At 70.2% G+C, this 550-nt stretch carries 1 protein-coding gene; it reads right to left on the bottom strand.

What is annotated here, in order from left to right; all coding sequences use genetic code 11:
• Positions 1–35: 35 nt before the first annotated feature.
• A partial coding sequence (locus AC1DTN_RS38900; RefSeq protein ID WP_477925569.1) for an efflux RND transporter periplasmic adaptor subunit occupies positions 36–550 on the bottom strand: 515 nt, incomplete at its 5' end.

Here is a 550-nt window from a genome sequence, read left to right as displayed (position 1 = left end):
CATCGCCGGCCGGCGAATGCACAGCTCGGAGATGTTCATGAGCGCTCCCGCTCCGCGACGACGCTGGCGTTGGAGGGCCCCACGGATGCGGCGCTTCCGGGCGTGGCATCGGAGGCCGGGCTGCCGGGCTGCTGCTGCGGTCTGGCCGAGGCGTCGAGCCGGACCTTGCCGCCCGGGCGTACGTTCTGCTTGCCCTCGATGACGACCTGCTCGCCCGGCTCGACGCCGCGCACGGCGACCTGCGTACCGAAGGAATGAAGGGTCTGGATCTTGCGGCGCGAGGCCGTCTTGTCGGCATCGACCACGTAGACCGCGGGGCCCTCGGTCAGCATCATGACGGCCGCGGCGGGGATCACGGTCGCGTCGTTGAGCGTGCTCACGGTGACGCGGGTCTGGACGAACTGGCCCGGCCAGAGGCTCTGGTCGGCGTTGGCGAACACGGCCTTGGCGCGAACGGTGCCGATCAGCGGATCGACCGTGTTGTCGACGAAGTTCAGCTCTCCCTTGAGCGGCTCCTTGCGCCCCGCCACCACCGCCTCGACGACACCCT

It is taken from the genome of Rhizobium sp. 01T444 (assembly GCF_056398305.1).
The sequence above is the reverse complement of the archived record's forward strand: the minus strand, read 5'-3'. Positions and strand labels throughout refer to the sequence as shown.